The 14,677-nt window shown below is 68.2% G+C and carries 17 protein-coding genes; 5 read left to right on the top strand and 12 right to left on the bottom strand.

Annotated features, from left to right (window positions below; genetic code table 11):
• Positions 1-19 precede the first annotated feature (19 nt).
• The 9 genes from ACLJPX_RS36005 to ACLJPX_RS35965 form a co-directional block, all read right to left on the bottom strand.
• The gene (locus ACLJPX_RS36005) at positions 20-760 is read right to left on the bottom strand and encodes an amino acid ABC transporter ATP-binding protein (protein ID WP_101611298.1); all 741 of its coding nucleotides are present in this window, start codon (positions 758-760) and stop codon (positions 20-22) included.
• Positions 757-1,515, bottom strand: coding sequence for an amino acid ABC transporter permease (locus tag ACLJPX_RS36000; protein ID WP_101611299.1), 759 nt, complete (start codon positions 1,513-1,515; stop codon positions 757-759). The genes ACLJPX_RS36005 and ACLJPX_RS36000 overlap by 4 nt, the downstream gene beginning before the upstream one ends.
• On the bottom strand, positions 1,516-2,298 hold the full coding sequence (locus ACLJPX_RS35995) for an ABC transporter substrate-binding protein (protein WP_410604817.1): 783 nt from the start codon (positions 2,296-2,298) through the stop codon (positions 1,516-1,518).
• 8 nt (positions 2,299-2,306) lie between these two features.
• Positions 2,307-3,080: an ABC transporter substrate-binding protein gene (locus tag ACLJPX_RS35990; protein WP_410604816.1), complete on the bottom strand. Its 774-nt coding sequence runs from the start codon at positions 3,078-3,080 to the stop codon at positions 2,307-2,309.
• A 5-nt stretch (positions 3,081-3,085) separates the two neighbouring features.
• Positions 3,086-3,913, bottom strand: a complete 828-nt coding sequence (locus ACLJPX_RS35985; RefSeq protein WP_410604815.1) for a substrate-binding periplasmic protein — start codon at positions 3,911-3,913, stop codon at positions 3,086-3,088.
• Between the two features lie 249 nt (positions 3,914-4,162).
• Positions 4,163-5,593: an adenylosuccinate lyase gene (gene purB / locus ACLJPX_RS35980; RefSeq protein WP_410604814.1), complete on the bottom strand. Its 1,431-nt coding sequence runs from the start codon at positions 5,591-5,593 to the stop codon at positions 4,163-4,165.
• 29 nt (positions 5,594-5,622) lie between these two features.
• Positions 5,623-6,216: a TetR/AcrR family transcriptional regulator gene (locus ACLJPX_RS35975; RefSeq protein WP_101611303.1), complete on the bottom strand. Its 594-nt coding sequence runs from the start codon at positions 6,214-6,216 to the stop codon at positions 5,623-5,625.
• 24 nt (positions 6,217-6,240) lie between these two features.
• Positions 6,241-6,945 (bottom strand): hypothetical protein, encoded by a 705-nt coding sequence (locus ACLJPX_RS35970; protein WP_410604813.1) that lies wholly within the window; start codon positions 6,943-6,945, stop codon positions 6,241-6,243.
• Positions 6,932-7,450, bottom strand: coding sequence for a SigE family RNA polymerase sigma factor (locus ACLJPX_RS35965; protein WP_020632335.1), 519 nt, complete (start codon positions 7,448-7,450; stop codon positions 6,932-6,934). The genes ACLJPX_RS35970 and ACLJPX_RS35965 overlap by 14 nt, the downstream gene beginning before the upstream one ends.
• Before the next feature lie 135 nt (positions 7,451-7,585).
• Between ACLJPX_RS35965 and ACLJPX_RS35960 the strand changes: the two genes are divergently transcribed.
• The 3 genes from ACLJPX_RS35960 to ACLJPX_RS35950 all read left to right on the top strand — a co-directional run bounded on the left by ACLJPX_RS35960 (position 7,586) and on the right by ACLJPX_RS35950 (position 10,125).
• Positions 7,586-8,614, top strand: coding sequence for a threonine aldolase family protein (locus ACLJPX_RS35960; protein WP_410604812.1), 1,029 nt, complete (start codon positions 7,586-7,588; stop codon positions 8,612-8,614).
• 2 nt (positions 8,615-8,616) lie between these two features.
• A complete protein-coding gene (locus ACLJPX_RS35955) occupies positions 8,617-9,207 on the top strand; it encodes an HAD family hydrolase (protein WP_410604811.1) in 591 nt (196 codons plus the stop codon).
• A gap of 90 nt (positions 9,208-9,297) precedes the next feature.
• On the top strand, positions 9,298-10,125 hold the full coding sequence (locus tag ACLJPX_RS35950) for an SAM-dependent methyltransferase (protein WP_410604810.1): 828 nt from the start codon (positions 9,298-9,300) through the stop codon (positions 10,123-10,125).
• Between the two features lie 27 nt (positions 10,126-10,152).
• Here ACLJPX_RS35950 and ACLJPX_RS35945 read toward each other — a convergent pair whose 3' ends face one another.
• The 3 genes from ACLJPX_RS35945 to ACLJPX_RS35935 form a co-directional block, all read right to left on the bottom strand.
• Positions 10,153-10,338 (bottom strand): hypothetical protein, encoded by a 186-nt coding sequence (locus ACLJPX_RS35945; protein ID WP_125784844.1) that lies wholly within the window; start codon positions 10,336-10,338, stop codon positions 10,153-10,155.
• 85 nt (positions 10,339-10,423) lie between these two features.
• Positions 10,424-11,611 carry a pyridoxal phosphate-dependent aminotransferase gene (locus ACLJPX_RS35940; RefSeq protein WP_410604809.1) on the bottom strand — a complete coding sequence of 396 codons (1,188 nt, stop codon included), beginning with the start codon at positions 11,609-11,611 and terminating at the stop codon, positions 10,424-10,426.
• A gap of 9 nt (positions 11,612-11,620) precedes the next feature.
• Complete coding sequence (locus ACLJPX_RS35935) at positions 11,621-12,523, bottom strand: TetR/AcrR family transcriptional regulator C-terminal domain-containing protein (protein ID WP_410604808.1); 903 nt, start codon at positions 12,521-12,523, stop codon at positions 11,621-11,623.
• 172 nt (positions 12,524-12,695) lie between these two features.
• Between ACLJPX_RS35935 and ACLJPX_RS35930 the strand changes: the two genes are divergently transcribed.
• Together ACLJPX_RS35930 and ACLJPX_RS35925 are read left to right on the top strand one after the other, a co-directional pair.
• The gene (locus tag ACLJPX_RS35930) at positions 12,696-13,880 is read left to right on the top strand and encodes an FAD-dependent monooxygenase (protein WP_410604807.1); all 1,185 of its coding nucleotides are present in this window, start codon (positions 12,696-12,698) and stop codon (positions 13,878-13,880) included.
• Between the two features lie 80 nt (positions 13,881-13,960).
• On the top strand, positions 13,961-14,677 hold a 717-nt coding region (locus ACLJPX_RS35925; RefSeq protein WP_410604806.1), incomplete at its 3' end, for an IS30 family transposase.

Here is a 14,677-nt window from a genome sequence, read left to right as displayed (position 1 = left end):
GATTAGCGAGTCGCCCGCGTCAGAGCACCTGGGACAGGAAACGCTGCAGGCGATCGCTCTGCGGAGCGTCGAAGATCGCCTCCGGAGCGTCATGTTCGACGATCTTCCCGTCGTCCATGAACGCGACCTCGTCGGCGACGCCGCGCGCGAAGCCCATCTCATGGGTGACCACGAGCAGCGTCAGCCCGCGCTCCGCGAGGCCGGCCATCAGGTTGAGGACCCCCTTGACCAGCTCCGGGTCGAGAGCGCTGGTGGCCTCGTCGAACAGCATGACCTCGGGCTCCATCGCGAGCGCCCGCGCGATCGCGACCCGCTGCTGCTGCCCGCCCGAAAGCGCGCTCGGCCGGTACGGCGCCTTGTCGGCGAGGCCGACCTCGGCGAGGCGGGCGTGCGCGATCTCGGCCGCCTCCTCCTTGCCGAGCTTCCGCACGCTGCGCAGCGGCAGGGTGATGTTGTCCAGCACACTGCGGTGGCCGAACAGGTTGAAGTGCTGGAACACCATCCCGACCCGCTGGCGCAGCGCGTCCGGGTCGGCGGAGATGACGCTCTCGCCGCCCAGCAGGAGGTCGCCCGAGTCGGGCTCCTGGAGGCGGTTCACGCAGCGCAGCAGGGTCGACTTGCCGGAGCCCGACGGCCCGATGATGCAGGTCGTGCGGCCCTTCTCGACCTTGAGGTCGACGCCCTTGAGCACTTCGAGGGTGCCGAAGGAGACGTGGATGTCGCGGAGTTCGACGCTCGACGAACGTACTGCGGCCGTCATGACATCGGCACCTTTCCGGCGTTCAGGAGTCCCAGCTCGCCGCCGTCGTCGTCAACGCGGACCTTCTTGCCGGTGCGCAGCTTCTTGTCGATGTAGTTGACCAGATGCGTCAGCGGCACGGTGATCACCAGGTAGACGACGCCCGCCGCGACCAGCGGCGACAGGTTCCCGGTGTTGGCCGCGAGATCCTGCCCGATGCGGAACAGGTCGCGCTGCTCGGCGAGGAAACCGAGGAAGTACACCAGGCTGGAGTCCTTGACCAGCGCGATGAACTGGTTCACCAGCGCGGGCAGTACCCGCCGCACCCCCTGCGGGATGATGACGAGCGCCATCGACTTGGTGTAGCTCATGCCCAGCGCGCGGCTGGCCTCCATCTGTCCTTTTTCGACACTCTGGATACCGGCGCGGAAGATCTCGCCGATGTACGCGGCCGCGATCAGGCTCAGCGCCAGAATGCCCAGCGGATAGGGATTCCGCGACAGCGACGGGATGAGGATCCCACCGCCCTGCCCGATCACCAGGATGGTCAGGATGGCGGGCAGGCCACGGAAGATGTCGGTGTACACCCGGGCGGGCCAGCGCAGCCACGCCTTGCTGGACAGGCCCATCGTGGCCAGCAGCATGCCGAGCACGGTGCCGATCAGTGCCGAGAACACCGACAGGATCAGCGTGTTCAGCAGGCCCGTGCCGAGGAGATCCGGGAAGACCTCCCAGATGTACTCCCATTTCAGGAAGGTGTTGAAGAAGTCGTCCACTTACTGCTTCCCGGCTTTGAATTCCGCGGGCACCGGCGCGTTCGGTTCGAAGCGCTGGTGCACCCTTTCCCAGGTTCCGTCGGCGATGACCGCCTTGAGCCCGGCGTTGATCTTGCCGGCCAGCTCGGTGTTGCCCTTCTTGACCGCGAAACCGTGCGGGATGGTCGTGGTGATCGCCTTGACCACCTTGAGTTTCGCGTCCGGGTTCTTCGCCGCGTAGTCCTCGGCGGTCGCCTGGTCGAAGATGGCGCCGTCGATCGCGCCGGTCTTGAGCGCGGCCAGCGTCGCCGCGTCCTGCGGGAACCTCACGGCCTGCGCGTCGGGCGCGTTGGCCGCCAGCCAGCTGTCCGACACCGTGCCCTGCACGACCCCGATCCGCTTGCCCGCCAAGGATTTCTCGTCGGTGATGCCGGCGCCCTCGCGGGCCTCGATACCGAGCGACTGGTAGTTGTACGGCATGGAGAAGTCGACGGTCTTGCGGCGCTCGTCGGTCTGGGAGATCCCGGAGCTGCCGATGTCGAACCTGCCGGTGGCGACCTGGCTCAGCAGCGTCGCGAACTCGGTGGAGACGAACTCGAGTTTCAGGTTCTGGTTCGCGGCGATGGCCTTCAGCAACTCGTTGTCGAACCCGGTGAACACGCCGTTTTCCTGATAGGCGTTGGGTTTCGAGTCGCTGAGGGTGCCGACGCGCAGAGTGCCCGCGCCGGCGTCTTCACCGCCGCCGCACGCCGCCAGTACCGCCAAGAGGGCGGCGCTGACGACGGCGGCGAGTGACTTCTTCATCGTGATCCTCACGCCTTGAACTGGTCCGGCACCGGGGCGGTCGGCAGGAACTTGTCGTGCAGCTTGACCCAGGTGCCGTCGGCGATGACCTGCTTCAGGCCATCGTTGATCTTCGTCTGCAGTTCGGTGTTGCCCTTCTTCACCGCGAAGCCGTGGGGCACGTCGGTGGTGAAGGACTTGACGACCTTGAGCTTCGTGTCGGTGCTCTCCTTGACGTTCGTCTCCGCGATCGCCTGGTCGAGGATGTAGGCGTCGACGGCACCGCTCTTGAGCGCGGCCAGCGCCGGGGCGTACCCGGGGAAGCGCACGGCCTGCGCGTCGGGAACGGTCGAGGTGAGCCACTTGTCGCCGACGGTCGCCTGGATGACCGCGACCCGCTTGCCCGACAGGGCCTTCTCTTCGGTGATCGGCGAGCCGTCCTTGGTCTGGATGCTCATCACTTCGAAGTTGTACGGGCTGGAGAAGTCGACGTTCTTCTTGCGCTCTTCGGTCTGCGCGATGGCCGAGCTGCCGATGTCGAACTGGTTGCTCGAGACCTGGCCGAGCAGGGAGGAGAAGTCCGTCGAAACGAACTCCAGCTTCAGGTTCTGCTTGGCGGCGATGGCCTTCAGCAGCTCGTTGTCGAAGCCGGTGAAGTTGCCGTTCTCGACGTAGATGTTCGGCGGGGCGTCGCTCAGGGTGCCGACGCGCAGGGTCTTGTCCGCGGCGGATTCCCCGCCACCGCAAGCGGCGAGCACGGCGACGAGACCGGCGGCGAGCGTCGCGATCAGGGTTTTCTTCATGATTTTCAGACCCCCGGGTTCTGGACGGGCAGGCCGGGGCCGCCCTGCTCGAGTTCCTTCGGCAGCGGCTCGGTCTTGAAGAACTGAGCGTGCAGGCGGGCGACGGTGCCGTCCGCCACGGCCTTCGCGAGGCCGTCGTTGAGCTTCTTCAGCAGGTCCTTGTTGTCCTTGCGGACGGCGAACGCGGACGGCGTGTCCTTGGTCTCGACGGTGTAGCCGAACTCCAGCGGCACGCCCGGGTTCTGGTCGATGTACTTCTGCCCGATGTCCTTCGGCACGACCCAGCCGTCGAGGCTGCCGGCCTTCAGCTGCGCGAAACCGGCGTTGTAGTCGGGGAACCGGACGACGTTGGCGCCGGGGACCTTGCCGCTCGCGAAGTCGTCCTGCACCGACGCCTGCACGACGCCGAGCCGCTTGCCGTTGAAGGCGCCGACGTCCTTGAGGCTCGCGTCCTTCTTGGTGAGGATCGTGGTGAACCCGGTGCTGTAGCCGTTGCTGAACGCGACGGTCTTCTTGCGGGCCTCGGTGGTGGAGATCGTGGAGCTGCCGATGTCGAACTTGTTGGTGGCGACGGCGGCCAGCAGACCGGCGAACTCGGTACCGACGAACTCGACCTCGAAGCCCTCACGCTTCGCGATGTCGCGGAGCAGCTCGTTGTCGTAGCCGGTGAAGTTGCCGTTCTCCAGGTAGATGGACGGCGGCGCGTCGGTCAGGGTGCCGACGCGCAGCTTCTGGCCGCTCGCGGCGGGGTCGCCGGAGCCGCAGGCGGCCAGGGCGAGGGTGGCCGCTCCAGCCGTGACGACGGCGACGATTTTCGACAGCGTGGATCTCATCGCTTCTTCCGTGGGTTTCGGCGCCAAGGCGCGATACAAGCACGCCAGGCAGCCTCATGGGCGGCCTGGCGCTCCGGGTTCAGCGATCGAGATTAGGCATTTCGCCCGATCGAGTAATCCCATCTCACTCTGTGAACGCTCCGTGGTGGGACTGCTCACAACGTGGCTGAAGGGGCCTTTGCCCTCGTCTCACGCGGCGAAGGACGCTTTCCTCACATCGCATGCGGGGAAAGCGTCCTTCAGCTGCAGCTAGAGAATCGGTGCCGGAGAGTAACCAGCGGCCTCCGGGAAACGCTCCAGGACCGCCTCGACGCGCGAAGCGATCGCAGCCACCTGACGCGGCGCGACACCGGTGAACGAGATCCGGTCGGCGAGGAGTTTGTCCAGCTCACCGCGGTCGAGCGGGATGCGCTCGTCGGCGGCGAGGCGGTCGAGGAGGTCGTTCTCCGCCAGCCCCTGCTCCCGCATCGCGAGCGCGACACCGACGGCGTTCTCCTTGATCGCCTCGTGCGCGGTTTCACGCCCGACGCCCGCGCGGACCGATGCCATGAGCACCTTGGTGGTCGCGAGGAACGGCAGATAGCGATCGAGCTCACGTCCGATGACGGCCGGGAAAGCGCCGAACTCGGCCAGCACCGTGAGGAAGGTCTCCAGCAGGCCGTCGAGCGCGAAGAACGCGTCGGGCAGCGCGACCCGGCGGACGACGGAGTCGGAGACGTCGCCTTCGTTCCACTGGTCGCCGGAGAGCTCGCCGATCATCGACAGGTAACCGCGCAGCACCACGGCGAGGCCGTTGACCCGCTCGCACGAACGCGTGTTCATCTTGTGCGGCATGGCCGACGAGCCGACCTGGCCCGGCTTGAAGCCCTCGGTGACCAGCTCGTGGCCCGCCATCAGGCGGATCGTCTTCGCCAGGCTCGACGGGGCCGCGGCCAGCTGGACCACCGTGGACAGCACGTCGAAGTCGAGCGACCGCGGGTACACCTGGCCGACGCTGGTGAACACCCGCTCGAAGCCGAGGTGGGCCGCGACCCGCGACTCCAGTTCGTCCAAAGTGGACTCGTCGCCGAGGAGGTCGAGCATGTCCTGCGCGGTGCCGACCGGTCCCTTGATCCCGCGCAGCGGGTAGCGGCCGATCAGCTCGTCGAGCCGCTCGAACGCGACGAGCAGTTCGTCGGCGGCGGTGGCGAACCGCTTGCCCAGCGTCGTCGCCTGCGCGGCGACGTTGTGCGAACGTCCCGCCATCACCGTGTCGGAGTGCTCGACCGCGATCGACGCGAGCCGCGCGAGTACCGCGCCGACGCGGCTGCGGACCAGCTCCAACGAGCGCCGCACCTGCAGCTGCTCGACGTTCTCGGTGAGGTCACGCGACGTCATGCCCTTGTGGACGTGCTCGTGCCCGGCGAGCGCGTTGAACTCCTCGATCCGGGCCTTGACGTCGTGGCGGGTGACCCGCTCGCGGGCGGCGATCGAGTCGAGGTCGACCTGCTCCAGCACGCGCTCGTAGTCGGCGACGACACCTTCTCCCACCTCGACGCCGAGGTCGGCCTGCGCCCGGAGCACGGCGAGCCAGAGCTCGCGCTCCAGCACGACCTTGCGTTCCGGGGACCACAGTTCGACCAGCTCACGCGAGGCGTAGCGGCCGGCGAGCACGTTGGGGATGAGGGGCTTGTCCGTCACGCGGCCAGACTAACCGGCCGCCATCCGGCCTAGGCCAGGGCGGCTTGCAGCATGCGCGCGGCGGCGGCCCTCGGTTCCGGGTCGACCTCGATCAGCGCGTTGACCACGGCGCCGTCGACCAGGGCGACCAGTCGCTCCAGTTCGACGCCGTCCACCGGCGTGCCGGAGCGCTCGAAGATCTCGTGGAGCAGTTCGTACAGCTGCGCGGACAGCGTCCGCATCAGGGGGCGAAGGTACGGACGACGCCCTGTCCCGACCAAACGCTCGTAGCGCAGGAGGACCGCTTCGGCGTCGGCCTCGCGATCCGGGCGGAGCGGGCCGAGGAGCATGTCCAGCACCAGGTCGACGGTGGCCTCGACACCGCGGTTGCGGGTCGCCAGCTCGTCGAGCCGTCGCCGTCCGGTTTCGAGTTCCTGGTTCGCGTGGTGCTCGACAGCGGCGGTGACGAGCTCGTCGAGCGAGTCGAAGTAGTACGTCGTCGAGGCCAGCGGCAAACCCGCGCGCTCGGCGACCGCACGGTGCCGCACGGCGTCGAACCCGCCTTCGGCGAGCAGCGCCGCGGCGGACTCGATGAGTTCGGCGCGCCTTCGCTCACCCTTCGGCGTTGTCGCTGCGACGGTCATGACGGGCTATTTTGCCAGGTGCCTTCAGTAGCGGGCGGCGAGCACGGCGACGAACCTGTCGACGTCGGACTCGGGGAAGGCGGGCCTGCCGGAGCCGTCACCGAGGCTCACCACGACCACCAGTGATCCCTTGGCCGTCGTCCGCTGCGCGCTGGACGCCCCGATGGGCACCGGCGGCACGGACGCGCCCGCCGGGAAGACCGCGACGGCGACCGAGCCACCCGGCACCTGGAACCCCGCGGACCTGGCCCCCGTCGTACAGATGTCGCCGGGCGTCGACTTGGCGACATCCACGGGGACCGGGAGCTCGCCAGCGAGGGCGGTGGCGAGCTCCCGGTCCACCTGGTCGCACCCGTAGGTGCCTTCGGCCGTCATCTGGCCGGTCTTCTCTGGCCCTCCGCCCCCCTGCTGAGGCGGCGGGTTCGAGAAGTTCGAGGACTCCCCGCTGTCAAGAGGACGTGCGGACGCCGCCCCGGGTTGCCCCGGGGAAGCGGCTTCGTTGCCGGACTTGGCCGCGGTACCCATCTGGAAATCGGTTCCGCCGAGCACGCCGAACATGCCCACTCCGGCGAGCACCAAAACCACCGCGCTACAGGCCACCGCGATGCCGTTGCGGCGCCGGGCGGTCGCGCGCCGGGAGGCGTGGACGACGTCGGCCGTGTCGAAGCTCGACGCCGGGGCGTCGCCGGGGGCGTCACGGAACAACGCCTTCAGGTCATTCTCGTCCATCCCGTGCCACCTCCTCCTTCTCCATGACCTGCCTGAGGTTCGCCAGCCCGCGTGCGGTCTGGCTTTTCACGTTTCCTTCGCTGCAGCCGAGCACCTTCGCCGCGGCACCGACGTCCAGCCCCTCGAAGAACCGGAGCACCAGCACGGCCCGCTGTTTCGGGGGCACTTCGCGCAACGCGGCCAGCAGGTCTTCCCTGGTGACGACCTGTTCGCCGAGGTCGAAGCCGTCCTGCGGCGGTTCGGGCAGCTCTTCGGTCTGCCACTCCCGCCGCCACGGCCGCCTCGACTCGTCGATGGCCGCCCTGACCAGCGTCTTCCGCACGTAGGCGTCGGTCGCCGCCCGTTCCCTGATCTTCTTCCACCTCCGGTGCAGCGCGACGAACGCCGTCTGCGCGAGGTCGTCCGCACGATGCCAGTCACCGCAGAGCATGTACGCGGTCCTGCGCACGGAGTCCCGCTTCGCGGCGAAGTACTCCGCGAACTCTTGTTCGTCGCGCTGGTTCACGCGGTTGTTGTCTCCGCTCTTGCCTCGTCGATGGGTAGGACGGAACCGGGGGCGTCCACGGTTGCATGAGCGGGCTCAGCGGACCAGCCGGGGAGGAGATTCATGGCATGCCCGTCGATGTGATGTGATCGTACCGTGACCTCGAGCCCGCTTTCGCTGATCGATTTCCGCTCCGACACCGTGACCCGGCCGGACGACGTCATGCGCCAGGCCATGGCGAACGCCGAGGTCGGTGACAACGTCCTCGACGGTGATCCGACCATCACCGCCCTCGAACAGCGCGCCGCGAAGGTCCTCGGCATGCCCGCCGCGCTCTGGACGCCGACCGGCACCATGGCGAACCTGATCGCGCTGTGCCTCCACCTCCAGCGCGGCGACCGGTTCCTCGCGCCGCGCGGCGCGCACGTGATCACCGACGAACTCGGTTCCGCCGCCTGGCTCGCGGGCGGTATGGCGGAGCCGCTGGAGCACGACGCCGGTCCGGGGCGGCCCACGCCGGACACGCTTTCCGCCGCGATCGGCATCCCGCGCGGGCCGTACTACGCGCTGCGCACGCCGCTGTTGTGCCTGGAGAACACGCACAACTCGGCGGGCGGCGCGGTCACCCCGCCCGACGAGCACGCCCAGCTGGTCGCGGTGGCGAAAGAGGCGGGCCTGACCGTGCACCTCGACGGCGCCCGCATCTGGCACGCGGCGGTCGCGCTGGGGGTTCCGCCCGCGGCTCTCACGGTCGGCGCCGACACCGTCTCCGCTTGCTTCTCCAAGGGCCTCGGCGCGCCTGTCGGCTCAGTGGTGGCGGGCAGCCCGGAGTTCGTCGAGAAGGCGCGGCGGATGCGGCAGATGCTCGGCGGCGGCGTCCGGCAGGGCGGGGTCCTGGCCGCGGCCGGGCTGGTCGCGCTGGACCGCGTCGGCGACCTGGCCGAGACGCACGAGAACGCGACACGGCTCGCGGCCGGGTTCGCCGAGCACGGCTGGGAGGTCAACACACCCGAGACCAACATCGTGCAGGTCACCGCGCCCGACCTCGTCGGCCGCCTGGCGTGGCTGGACCGGCTCGGGATCCAGGTGCTGCCGTCGGCGGGCCGGATCCGCTTCGTGCTGCACCGGGACCTTTCGGCGGCCGACGTCGAAGAAACCATCGATCGCATCAAGACCGGGGGCTGAACATGAACTGGATCGTCTTCGACTACGGCGACGTCATCAGTGAGCACACCGACGCGCTGCCCACCCTGGCCAAGGCGTTCGGCCACGAGCTCGCCGATTTCGAGCCGCACTACTGGGCCGAACGGGACCGGTACGACTCCGGCGGCTCGGACCTCGAGTACTGGCAGAGCGTCGGCCGCGCACTGGACGTCCCGGTCGACAAGGCTTTCGCCGAAGAACTGACCCGCATCGACGTCGAGGGCTGGACACACCTCGAACCCGACGTGCTGGAGTTGCTCCAGGGCCTGCACGAAGCGGGCGCGGCGCTCGCGCTGCTCTCCAACGCGTCGTCGACCTTCGGACGTTGGGTGCGCGAACAGGAATGGGCGAGCCTGTTCCGCGTGACGCTCTTTTCCGGCGATCTCGGCTGCATGAAACCCGACGCGAAGATCTTCCGGATCCTGCTCGGCGAACTCGGCGCCGAACCGGCGGACTGCCTGTTCTTCGACGACCGTCAGTCCAATGTGGACGGTGCACGGGCGGTGGGGATGAAGGCGGAGCGCTGGGTCGGCGTGACAACAGCGCAATCTGCCTTCGGCTCTTCGGAGGAATAATTCACCCTCGACGTTCATCCGCTTACGCGCGGTGATCCGGATGACCTAAGCTGATCTGTGTCCCGAACCGAGTTTTCACGGTAGGTGCCCATGCCAGGTCCCGACGACCGGCGTCCGTTCGTGCCCGTCGATTTCGACCGGCCGAGCATCGCGCGTGTCTTCGACGCGCTCATGGGTGGCCAGGACAATTACGAGGCCGACAGGGTGGTGCTGCGCCAGATCCTGGAGCTCGCGCCGGAGGCGCAGGTCATGGCCAAGGAGGTCCGGCACTGGCTGGTCAGGACCGTGCGCTACCTGACCGACCGGGAGGGCATCGACCAGTTCCTCGACCTCGGTTCCGGCTTCCCGACCGTGGACAACACGCATCAGGTCGCGCAGCGGTACAACCCCGAGGCGCGGGTCGTCTACGTCGACCATGATCCGGTGGTCCAGGCACACGGCCGCGCGCTGCTCGCGGCGAACGACTTCGCGCATATGGCGGGCAACGACCTGACCGAACCCGCCGAGGTCATCGAGGGCCTCGCACGCACTCACCGGCTGGAGTTCGACCGGCCGGTCGGGCTGATCCTGTGCGCGATCATCCATCACATCCAGGACCTCGACCAGGCGCGGAAGATCGTCCGCGCCTACGTCGACGCGCTGGCCCCGGGCTCGTTCGTCGTGCTGCTGCACCAGCACAACCCCGCCGACGGCTCCGAAGCCGCCGACGTCGCGACGTCGCTGGAGAAGCGCTTCAACGGCACCGGCCTCGACACGCTGTACCGCTCACGCGAGGAGATCGAGTCGTTCTTCGAGGGACTCGACCTCGTCGAACCCGGGCTGACCTACCCGCATCTGTGGTGGCCGGACGGCCCGCGCTTCACCCCGCTCTCGACCGTGAACTTCACGTCGCTCGGCGGGGTGGCGCGCAAGCCCTAGCCCTCGGTGACTCAGCGGCTCAGTGATTCAGCGGCGAAGCTGCTTCGGGGTGCCCTTGCCCTTGATGGCGCCATAGGCGGCCGTGCCGAGGAAGACCGCGCCACCGATGATGGCGATCCAAAAGACGGCCTTCACGAGGAAACCGAGCACGGACCCGAGCACCATGAAGGCCACCCAAGCCAGAATCAGCCCGCCGACGATCTTCCAGAACATGGCATCCTCCGATTGCCTCACCGTGCCCAAGCGGGCCCGGTGAGTCCAGGTTGTCAGGCTGAGCTCGTAATTGCCTGCGTTCTGCCTAACGTTCAGGGTGAATTCCGGGTTCCCCCTGAGCCGTGAGCCAGTCGCCGAGCCTGCGGATGCCCTCGTCGATGTCCTCGCGCGAGCCCGCGAAGGAGAACCGCACGAACCGGCCGCCGTCGACCGGGTCGAAGTCGATACCGGGGGCGATCGCGACGCCGGTGTCGGCGAGGATGCGCTGGCACCAGCTGAGACTGTCGTTCGTGTACGCGGAGACGTCGGCGTAGGCATAGAAGGCGCCGTCGGCGGGCGCGAGCTTGTCGATGCCGATGCCCTTGAGTCCGGCGAAAAGCACGTCGCGGTTGGCGCGGTAGCGCTCGACGTGACCGTCGGCCTCCGCGTACGACTCCTGGGTGAACGCGGCGACCGCGGCGTGCTGGGAGACCGCGGGCGGGCAGATGGTGAAGTTGCCGGTCAGGACGTCGATCGCGCGGTGCAACCGCTGGGGCGCGAGCATCCAGCCGAGCCGCCAGCCGGTCATGGCGAAGTACTTCGAGAACGAGCCGAGGACGAGCGCCTCGCTCCCGTACTGCCAGGCGCAGTCGAGTCCGGCGCCGTAGGAGATCCCGTGGTAGATCTCGTCGCTGATCAACTGCACGCCGTGTGACGCGCACCAGCCGCTGATCGCGGCCAGTTCACCCGGTGGCAGGACGGTGCCCGTCGGGTTGCTGGGGCTGGCCACGATGAGCCCCTTGATCGGCCCGAGTTCGTCCAGCAGGGCCGTCGTCGGCTGGAAGTTCGTCTCCGCCCCGGTGGCGAACTCGACGACCTCGCAACCGAGCACCTTCAGCAGGTTGCGGTAGGCCGGGTAGCCGGGACGTGCCATCGCGACCCGGTCGCCCGCCTCGAAGGCGCTGAGGAACGAGAGCAGGAAGCCGCCGGAAGAACCGGTCGTCATGATGACGTCCTGCGGGCTCACGTCGACCGAGTACGTGCGGTGGTAGTGCGCCGCGACGGCTTCGCGCAGTTCCGGGATGCCGAGCTGTTCGGTGTAGCCGAGGGTCTGATCCTTCAACGCCCGCTCGGCGGCTTCGAGCACCGGACGCGGCGCCGGCGCGGACGGCTGCCCCGCGACCAGCGGGACCAGATCGCCGTGGCTGCGCTGCCGTGCCTGCGCGGCCGAAAGGACGTCCATGACGTGGAACGGCGGGACGTCGGAACGAGCGGCGGGACCGGGGAAGGACATGGGGTGAGGCTAACTCGCCTTCGCCAGGAGAACCGAGAAACCGTCGAGGAGTCGTTGGAGGCCGAACTCGAAGAGCGTGTCGAGGTCATAGTCGAACGGGGCGCGCGAGGCGACGTCGGCGAAGTTCGGGAACCGGCCTCCGGCGACCAGGTCCCGGAGGATCGGCTCGTGCACGGCGAGCCAGGCGTCGGCCGAGACGGCCGTCCCGGATTCGCTCTCGGCCTCGGACTCGAAACTGAGGGCGATACCGCGCACGTGGTTGAAGATCGTGATGTGCGCGTACATGATCGTCGATGCCGGGAGGCCGTGACCGTCCAGTGCGCGGGTGGCCCAGTCCGCGTGGCGCAGCAGGTTCGCCAACGGTTGCGGGCGGGTGATCGAGAGCGCCTGCGCCAGCCAAGGGTGCCGCCGGAACAACGCCCACTGGGCCCTGGCCATCAGCTCCAGCTGAACCCGCCAGCCGGGCGGCGGTTCGGGCGGGAAGCGGATCTCGCCGAGCGCCATGTCGGCCATCTCGAGGATCAGCTCCTCCTTCGCGGTGACATGGCGATAAAGCGCCATCGTCGCGACGCCGAGGCCGGACGCGATGCGGCGCATGGAGAGCGCGCGGATGCCCTCGGCGTCCGCGATCCGGATCGCGGCCTTCACCACCCGATCGCGGGAAAGCTCCGCTTCGGTTCTCGGCACGGCCGTCCGGGCGCGGCCCGCGACGACCGTGCCGGCACCGGGTTTGGCGATGACCAAGCCGTCCCGTTTGAGCGTGGCGAGCACCTTCGTCGCGGTCGCCATCGCGACCCCCCACTCGGCGATGATCCCGCGCGTCGACGGGACCTTGTCGCCCTCGCGCAGCTCGCCGATGACGATGCGGCGGCGGATCTCGGCGGCGATCCGCAGGTAGGGCGGCTCGGTCATGGTCGACTCCTTGCCATAGTGCACTTCGCGGGCACCGCACCCCGATCCGGCCACCGCACTAGCTCAATCGCACTAGTGCGGTCGATGCTTTCTCGCTGTTTTCCTCGAGCAAGGGCGTGCTGTCCATACGTTGTACGCAGTGCTTCAAAACAGCGTACACAGGGGAGTTCACATGCAGCAGGTGCTGATTTCGGGCGCGGGAATCGCCGGTACGACGCTGGCGTACTGGCTGCGGCGGCACGGTTTCGCACCGACGGTCGTCGAGCGGGCGCCCGCACCCCGGACCGGCGGGCACGCGGTCGACATCCGCGGCACGGCGCTCGGCGTCGTCGACCGGATGGGGGTGCTCGGGCGCCTCCGGGAGCTGGGCACGGACACGCTAGGGATGTCGTTCGTGAACGGGGCCGGGAAGACGCTGGTGAAGGTCACCGACCACACGCTGACCGGCGGGCTCACCGACAGCGAAGACGTCGAGATCCTTCGAGACGACCTCACGGACACGCTGGCCTCGGTCGCCCAGGACGGCATCGAGTACGTGTACGGCGACTGGATCACCGGGATCGCGCAACGAACCGGCGGCGTGCGGGTCACCTTCGCCCAGGGCGGACCGCGCGACTTCGACCTCGTCGTCGGCGCGGACGGACTGCACTCGGCCGTGCGATCGCTGGTTTTCGGGGCGGAGAAACAGTTTTCGCACCATATGGACACCTACCTCGGGGTGTTCACCGTGCCGAACTTCCTCGACCTGGACCGCTGGCAGACCTTCCACATGACACCGGGGAAGATGGCCGGCCTGTACAGCGCGCGGAACAACACGGAGGCGCGGGTGATACTCGGCTTCCAGTCTCCGGAGCTCGACTTCGACCGGCACGACCTTGCGCAGCAACGAAAACTCCTCGCCGACCACTTCCTCGGCCACAACTGGGAAGTGCCGCGGCTGCTCCGCGAAATGGAGTCGAGCGAGCTGTACTTCGATTCGATGACCCAGATCCGGATGGACCGCTTCAGCGAAGGACGGGTCACACTGGTGGGCGACGCGGGCTACGGCCCGTCGCCCCTTTCGGGACAGGGCACCAGCTTGGCGCTCGTCGGGGCTTACGTGCTGGCCGGGTCACTCGCGTCTTCGCCGGATCATCGCGCCGCTTTCGCTTCGTACGAAAAGGAAATGCGGCCGTTCGTACTCAAGAACCAAGCGCTGGCCTCGATGAACCAGAAGAAGCAGACCCGGTTCACGCAATGGAAGCAGATCCAGTCGATGCGGGCGCTGCCCTATCTGCCGTTCCGGGGCCGGATCATGAAGGCGGCCATGCGACCGTTGACCGAGGCCGCGAACGCCTTGGTACTCAAGGACTACTGATACGGCTCGTGAGTGGTAAGGACGGTTAGAACCGCTTGGGTTCTAGCGGTCGTCGCAACATCTGGTGTGGAGGTGTTGTGATGGCTGGGAAACGTCGTCGTTGGTTGCCGCGGGATGTTCGGGTGGCGTTCTGGGGCCGGGTTCGGGCGGGGTTGCCGGTGGAGCGGGCGGCGGTGGCTGTGGGTGTGTCGCGGGCCAGCGGGAGAAGGTTGTTCGGCGAGGCTGGCGGTGTGATCAGTAATGCGCCGAAGTCTGGGTCGGGCCGTTATCTCTCGCTGGCTGAGCGGGAGGAGATCATGATCCTGCATGCCCAGGGCGAGTCGGACGCGGAGATCGGGCGCCGGCTGGGCCGGGATCGCTCCACGATCGGGCGGGAACTGGGCCGCAACAGCACCGGGCAGGGCTATCGGGCCAGCAGTGCCCAGCAGATGACCGAGCAGCGAGCGAAACGGCCGAAACCGGCGAAGCTGGCCGTGGACCCGGTGCTCCGGGACAGAGTGCAGGCAGATCTGCGGGCGCGATGGTCTCCGGAACAGGTCGCTGCCAGGCTGGTCCGGGACTTTCCCGACCAGCCGAGGATGCACGTGAGTCACGAGACGATCTACCAGGCCATCTACGTCCAAGGACGGGGCGCGCTGCGGCGTGAGCTCGCGGCGTGTTTGCGGACCGGGCGAGCGATCCGCCGTCCGCAGCGGATGCCTGACGGGCGCCGGACCCGTCAGGGCAAGATCGCCGAGATGGTCCCGATCTCCGCACGCCCCGCCGAGGCCGCCGATCGGGCGGTCCCGGGGCATTGG

This window comes from Amycolatopsis sp. lyj-90, assembly GCF_046549035.1.
Lineage (GTDB): Bacteria > Actinomycetota > Actinomycetes > Mycobacteriales > Pseudonocardiaceae > Amycolatopsis.
This window is presented reverse-complemented; position numbering and strand designations above follow the sequence as displayed.

Coding starts and splice junctions, on each gene's coding strand:
- ACLJPX_RS35990 (WP_410604816.1), bottom strand. CDS start 3,080: ATGAAGAAAACCCTGATCGCGACGCTCGCCGCCGGTCTCGTCGCCGTG.
- ACLJPX_RS35940 (WP_410604809.1), bottom strand. CDS start 11,611: ATGTCCTTCCCCGGTCCCGCCGCTCGTTCCGACGTCCCGCCGTTCCAC.
- ACLJPX_RS35995 (WP_410604817.1), bottom strand. CDS start 2,298: ATGAAGAAGTCACTCGCCGCCGTCGTCAGCGCCGCCCTCTTGGCGGTA.
- ACLJPX_RS35985 (WP_410604815.1), bottom strand. CDS start 3,913: ATGAGATCCACGCTGTCGAAAATCGTCGCCGTCGTCACGGCTGGAGCG.
- ACLJPX_RS36005 (WP_101611298.1), bottom strand. CDS start 760: ATGACGGCCGCAGTACGTTCGTCGAGCGTCGAACTCCGCGACATCCAC.
- ACLJPX_RS35975 (WP_101611303.1), bottom strand. CDS start 6,216: ATGACCGTCGCAGCGACAACGCCGAAGGGTGAGCGAAGGCGCGCCGAA.
- ACLJPX_RS35945 (WP_125784844.1), bottom strand. CDS start 10,338: ATGTTCTGGAAGATCGTCGGCGGGCTGATTCTGGCTTGGGTGGCCTTC.
- ACLJPX_RS35970 (WP_410604813.1), bottom strand. CDS start 6,945: ATGGACGAGAATGACCTGAAGGCGTTGTTCCGTGACGCCCCCGGCGAC.
- ACLJPX_RS35955 (WP_410604811.1), top strand. CDS start 8,617: ATGAACTGGATCGTCTTCGACTACGGCGACGTCATCAGTGAGCACACC.
- ACLJPX_RS35950 (WP_410604810.1), top strand. CDS start 9,298: ATGCCAGGTCCCGACGACCGGCGTCCGTTCGTGCCCGTCGATTTCGAC.
- ACLJPX_RS35935 (WP_410604808.1), bottom strand. CDS start 12,523: ATGACCGAGCCGCCCTACCTGCGGATCGCCGCCGAGATCCGCCGCCGC.
- ACLJPX_RS35930 (WP_410604807.1), top strand. CDS start 12,696: ATGCAGCAGGTGCTGATTTCGGGCGCGGGAATCGCCGGTACGACGCTG.